The organism is Phyllobacterium sp. (genome assembly GCF_037994425.1).
In the GTDB taxonomy this organism is placed as follows: Bacteria; Pseudomonadota; Alphaproteobacteria; order Rhizobiales; family Rhizobiaceae; genus Phyllobacterium.
Genome location: NZ_JBBNAM010000360.1, coordinates 1 through 5,227, shown reverse-complemented (window position 1 = coordinate 5,227; position 5,227 = coordinate 1). Strand labels below are relative to the sequence as shown.

Annotated in this window: 6 protein-coding genes; all 6 read left to right on the top strand. The window is 58.7% G+C overall.

Annotated elements, in window-relative coordinates; all coding sequences use genetic code 11:
• The coding region (locus AAAB35_RS23865; protein ID WP_340670779.1) for a hypothetical protein at nucleotides 1-269 on the top strand (269 nt) is incomplete at its 5' end.
• A 70-nt stretch (nucleotides 270-339) separates the two neighbouring features.
• On the top strand, nucleotides 340-1,530 hold the full coding sequence (locus AAAB35_RS23860; protein ID WP_340670778.1) for an aminotransferase class I/II-fold pyridoxal phosphate-dependent enzyme: 1,191 nt from the start codon (nucleotides 340-342) through the stop codon (nucleotides 1,528-1,530).
• 492 nt (nucleotides 1,531-2,022) lie between these two features.
• A complete protein-coding gene (locus AAAB35_RS23855) occupies nucleotides 2,023-2,841 on the top strand; it encodes a transporter substrate-binding domain-containing protein (RefSeq protein ID WP_340670777.1) in 819 nt (272 codons plus the stop codon).
• Between the two features lie 96 nt (nucleotides 2,842-2,937).
• Nucleotides 2,938-3,543, top strand: a complete 606-nt coding sequence (locus AAAB35_RS23850) for an amino acid ABC transporter permease (RefSeq protein WP_340670775.1) — start codon at nucleotides 2,938-2,940, stop codon at nucleotides 3,541-3,543.
• On the top strand, nucleotides 3,543-4,205 hold the full coding sequence (locus AAAB35_RS23845; RefSeq protein ID WP_340670774.1) for an amino acid ABC transporter permease: 663 nt from the start codon (nucleotides 3,543-3,545) through the stop codon (nucleotides 4,203-4,205). The genes AAAB35_RS23850 and AAAB35_RS23845 overlap by 1 nt, the downstream gene beginning before the upstream one ends.
• 1 nt (nucleotide 4,206) lies before the next feature.
• The gene (locus AAAB35_RS23840; protein WP_340670773.1) at nucleotides 4,207-4,980 is read left to right on the top strand and encodes an amino acid ABC transporter ATP-binding protein; all 774 of its coding nucleotides are present in this window, start codon (nucleotides 4,207-4,209) and stop codon (nucleotides 4,978-4,980) included.
• Nucleotides 4,981-5,227 lie beyond the last annotated feature (247 nt).

Sequence of the window (5,227 nt, the reverse complement as noted above, 5' to 3'; positions counted from 1 at the left end):
TGCCGCCATCAGGCGACCGTTCAAAGGCGGTAATAGTAATCGTCATTTTGTTCTCCACAGCTTGTCTGTCTCTAAGACGACCGGCTAAACGAGATTCCGACGCTTATGCTCGAGATAATCTTGCGGTGTTCACTCAGCTCGCCAATCCGAAGGTCGTTTTTTTCTTTGACGCGGTTTGGATCGTCATCAACGTTGAAAACCCAACGGCAGATCACAGAGATTGCGCATCGGAAACGCGCAAGAACTTTCTGCTACGTCCATGCCGTTGAAAATGGTATCTAGGCAAGGGGCGGTTTGGTCGAGGGGATATGCGCTGCCTGCAACAGGGGGGAGTGCATCATGCCAATCGCCACCGTGTCCAGCCGGATGCTCGCCGTCACCGACGAAATGCGCACAGTCATGGATTTTGCGACAAAGATCCTGGAGGGCGACGGCCTGGGACCCGACGCCTGCGATTTCATGTTCGGCAATCCGCAAGAAATGCCGCTGCGTGGGCTCGTCGATGCATTGATCCGCCACGTCGAGCCACAGGACGCTCACTGGTTTGGATATAAAAAGTACGATGATGTGGCGCGCGAAACGGTGGCCCGTTCGCTCAGTCGGGCGCGAAGCCGGGACTACAGGCCAGACGACATAGCGATCACCGCAGGAGGGTTCGGCGCAATAGCGGCTGCGCTTCTTGCCGTGCTCGAAGTTGGAGACGAGGTCATCTATCCGCGTCCCGGCTGGTTCGCCTATGGCGCCGTGATTCGTGGCGCGGCAGGGACACCTGTCGGCGTCGACCTGACGACGGGAACCTATGACCTAGATCTCGAAAAAATCGAGGCAGCGATTACCCCGCGGACCCGCGTGGTGGTGGTCAACACGCCACACAACCCGACCGGCCGCATCTTTCCCCGCGCTCAACTCGACGCGCTCGCCGACAGGCTCGCGGCCGCGTCCGAGCGATTTGGCAAGTTGATTTATCTCCTGGCCGACGAACCCTATGCGCGGCTGGTATTTGACGGCAATGCGCATATCAGTCCGGCAGAAAGTTACCCGCACACGCTGATCGCCTATTCCTTCGGCAAGACTTTGCTCGCGCCCGGCGAGCGCCTGGGCTGGTTAGCGCTCGGGGCAGACATGCCCGAGGGCGATCGCATAAAGCTGCGCGAGGCTGTCGACATGGCTCAGGTTTCGCACGGTTGGGCTTTCGCCAGCCGTACCCTGCAGCGGGCACTGCCTGATCTCGAGAAGCTCAGCATAGATGTCGCAGCCCTCGCGCGGCGCCGCGATCGCATGGTCGAAGGCTTGAGGACAGCGGGATATGACCTGCCGGTGCCTGAAGGTACCTTCTATCTCATTCCACGCTCCCCAATACCGGACGACATGGCCTTCGCGGCACGTCTCGCAACTGACGGCATCTGGGTGCTGCCCGGGAGCGTCGCCCAATTGCCTGGTCGTCTGCGGATCAGTTTGACTGCAAACGACGACATGGTGGAGCGCTCTTTGCCCGTCTTTGCGCGAGCGATCCGGGAAGTCGCGGCCTAACTGCTGGCAAGCAGTCGTTCACACCCGGCCTGCTGACGTCGGATCGCACACATTTAGCCCGCTCATGGCACAGACCGGATTTCACGCTTTCCAATGTTCCAGTTTCGTGCTTCAAAAGTAGTATAACCTCTCATCGGAACCGCACTTTAACAATGCGGATATGATGTCAATCTTCTTGCCTTCCCGCTTGGCCGAAACGTATGAGTAGACTCCCAAGTTCGGTCGCTTTGGCGAATCGCGGAAACAAGGACTTCTCGCAGCGTTCAGGCATTGGCGGCCTCGCGCGGCGAGGCAGAATAATGCAGGGGCGCTGTTCCTGCCGCTGTGGAATAACCCGGATGGGCTTAATGCGTTACGTGGGCGCGAGCTCGATGGTGCTACCCGATTGCGCCCAAAACGCGTGCATCGGCCCGGCACTCACTGATTTGGAACGCGGCCGCGCAACGCGTGTTGTCCGTATCTATCCCGTTGGTTCAACAAGGAGCAACTGCAATGAGTATTCACATCAACGTCAAGGGCGCGCTTCTGGGCTTAGCCGCACTTTGTCTTGCCAGCGCCGCCGAGGCCGACCAGCTTGCCGACATCAAGGCCGCGGGCAAGATCATCACCGCCACCGACATGCACTACGCGCCCTTCGACATGCTGAATAACGGCACCTATGAGGGCATGACAAAGGACTTGTTCGACGAGGTTTCCAAGGAGATCGGTGCTGAGCCAGTGTATCAGGATATCCCCTGGACTGCCGAGCTGCCGGGTCTCGAGGTTAAGAAGTTCGACATCGTGATCGCCCCGGTGACCATTACGCCGGAGCGGCTCGAACGCTACGGCTTCACATTGCCTATCGCCGATGCGACCGTCTCGCTACTCAAGGCCGCCAACAACAGCGAACTTACCAAACCCGAAGACATCAAGGGCAAGACCGTTGGCGTCCAGCAGGGCACCGCGCAACTCAAGCAGCTTGAGGCCTATGGCCAGAAGCTGGGCGGTGTGACGATCAAGGAATACGGCACCACGGACGAAGCTTATGCCGATCTCGCTGCCGGCCGTCTGGATGCGGTTGCCGGCTCACTTCCGAACCTCACCTATCTCGTGAAGAGCCGCCCCGAGAGCTTTGCTCTCTTCACGCCAGCCCAGTTTGGCGAACCGAAATATTTCGCATGGGTGCTACGCAAGGATGCAGACAGCGAAAGCTTTAACAAGGCTATCAACGATGCGATGATCAAGATGACCGACGACGGCCGCGTCAAGGCCATCCAGGTAAAGTGGCTGGGCGCCTATACCGAATTGCCTCGCGAAGTTCCGTCCAAGTAACTTGCAAGTGTGCGGGCGGCTTCCGCCCGCACACTTGAGCCAAGATGAGGGCGAATGTTTTCATTTGCTGTTTTTTTTCATAGCTTTGAGCCGTTGTTGTGGGCGGCGCGATATACGCTGCTGATCTCGGTCCTGGGCATCGGGCTCGGTCTTGTGATTGGCACGCTGGTTTGCGCCGCTCGGCTGTCGCCTTATCCGTTACTGCGCCGGTTTGCGGCGATCTGGGTCAGTTTCCTGCGGGGCGTGCCACTTCTGGTGCAATTGCTTGTATTCTACTACACCTTGCCGGTCATCGGCGTGGATGTGCCCGCAATGGTCGCCGCCGTGGTGACTGTGGGCATCTGCGCCAGCGCTTACATCTCCGAAATCTGGCGCGGTGCTATCGCGGCCCTACCGAAAGGACAAGCGGAAGCCGCGGTCGCCATCGGCATGACGCCCCTCGACGTTTGGATTCGGGTGATCCTCCCCCAGGCCGTGACGCTTTCACTGCCGGCTTTGATCAATGAACTTATCTTGCTTGTGAAGGCGTCTTCGTTGGTTTCGGTCGTCGGCATTCTCGAAATCACCCGCGCCAGCCAAGCGCAGGCGGCCACCACCTTTCGTCCGCTGGAAGTCTATATCGCTGCGGCTTGCATCTATCTCCTGATCAATTTGTGCTTGGCGGCGCTAGGACGTTACCTCGAACACAGGACGGCCGTCTGATGGAATGGAGCGTTCTGCAGCAATACGGTCCGTCGCTGCTCAAGGGTTTCGGCATCACCATCATTTGCTGGGCGCTTGGCACGGTCTTCGCCATGGCGCTTGGCCTTGTCATTGCACTTATCCAGCGCTATGCGCCACGCTGGGTGACATGGATCATACAGGCCTATATCGAAGTGATCCGCGGCACGCCGTTCCTCGTCCAGTTGTTCGTGCTCTACTACGGTGGTCCCCTCGTCGGCCTGCGCCTTGACGCGCTGCCTGCGGGCCTGCTTGGACTGACCATCTATGGCAGTCCCTACTTCGCCGAGATATTCCGTTCCGGCTTCCGCGCCGTGCCCAATGGCCAAATCGAAGCCGCCCGTGCTATCGGCATGGCCGAAGCGGACATCGTGCGCCGCATCCTGCTGCCTCTGGGCCTGGTCTCTGCACTACCCGCGCTGGTAAACTTCTCGATTATCCTCACCAAGGAAACGGTCATTCTGTCCATCATAACCGTTCCCGAATTGCTATATCAGGTGCAGCGTATGTCCGCCGAAACCTTCCGCTACGTGGAGGCAAACCTCGTGCTCGCGCTATTCTTCTGGGGCTTGGTCGAGACGATCTCACGCGTCGGACTGAGATTGGAGGCACGCATCACGAAACATCTGATCGAAAGGACGTAAGATGCTTGCCGCGTCATCTGTCGAAATGCGCAAGGTCAACAAGTACTACAATACGTTTCAAGCGTTGAAAGACATCGATCTGTCGATCCCGCCTGGCAAGGTCACCTGTCTCATTGGTCCTTCAGGTTCGGGAAAGTCGACCCTCCTGCGCTGCATCAATTTTCTCGAGGAATACGATTCCGGCGAGGTTCGCATCGACGGTCAGCTCATCGGCTATGAGGCACCCAACAAGAAGATGTCAGGCCGCAGGCTTCGCGAGATGCGGCGCTCGATCGGCATGGTGTTCCAGCAGTTCAATCTCTGGCCGCACATGACCGCCAGGGAGAATGTTGCTGAGGGGTTGATCCGCGTTCGCCGAATGTCGAAAGCGGATGCGGATCGGCGGGCTGCCGAGGCGCTGGCCAAGGTTGGGCTGGCAGACAAGATGACAAGTCATCCTCCACGGCTTTCCGGCGGCCAGCAACAGCGCGTTGCGATTGCCCGCGCAATCGCCATGGAGCCCAGGCTGATGCTTTTTGACGAGCCGACATCCGCGCTTGACCCGGAACTCGTGGGCGAGGTGCTGAGCGTCATGAGGACATTGGCTGGCGAGGGAATGACGATGGTGGTTGTGACACATGAAATGGGGTTCGCTGCGCATGTTGCCGATCAGGTCGGCTTCATGGAAAAAGGTGAACTGGTGGGCGTGGACAGCCCTGACCGCATCCTGCATCGACCAGAGGACGTGCGTATTCAGTCGTTCCTGCGTACTTATCACGAGCGCAACAGCTTCTGAGTGTCAACGAGCCTTAAGCTTTCCAACTGAGGCTGATGCACCATGGGTATCCTCTTAATGCGCAACGGCGCCACGCAAGTCGGCTTCGCCGCAAAAGCTGCGGCCGCACTATGTGCGTTATTGTGATGGGTTTCGGATACCGGCCATCCACATATTGGCCTGGCGCTGGGCCGGCGTTCCGAAAGCCTCCAGCGAAAGAACCCGCGGGATGGCGAGCGCGCGGTTCCCGGTCTATGGGGATTTGTGG

What these genes read in the sequence shown, in the direction of transcription:
- AAAB35_RS23855 (WP_340670777.1), top strand. Translation starts at nt 2,023, where the DNA reads ATGAGTATTCACATCAACGTCAAGGGCGCGCTTCTGGGCTTAGCCGCA.
- AAAB35_RS23860 (WP_340670778.1), top strand. Translation starts at nt 340, where the DNA reads ATGCCAATCGCCACCGTGTCCAGCCGGATGCTCGCCGTCACCGACGAA.
- AAAB35_RS23845 (WP_340670774.1), top strand. Translation starts at nt 3,543, where the DNA reads ATGGAATGGAGCGTTCTGCAGCAATACGGTCCGTCGCTGCTCAAGGGT.
- AAAB35_RS23840 (WP_340670773.1), top strand. Translation starts at nt 4,207, where the DNA reads ATGCTTGCCGCGTCATCTGTCGAAATGCGCAAGGTCAACAAGTACTAC.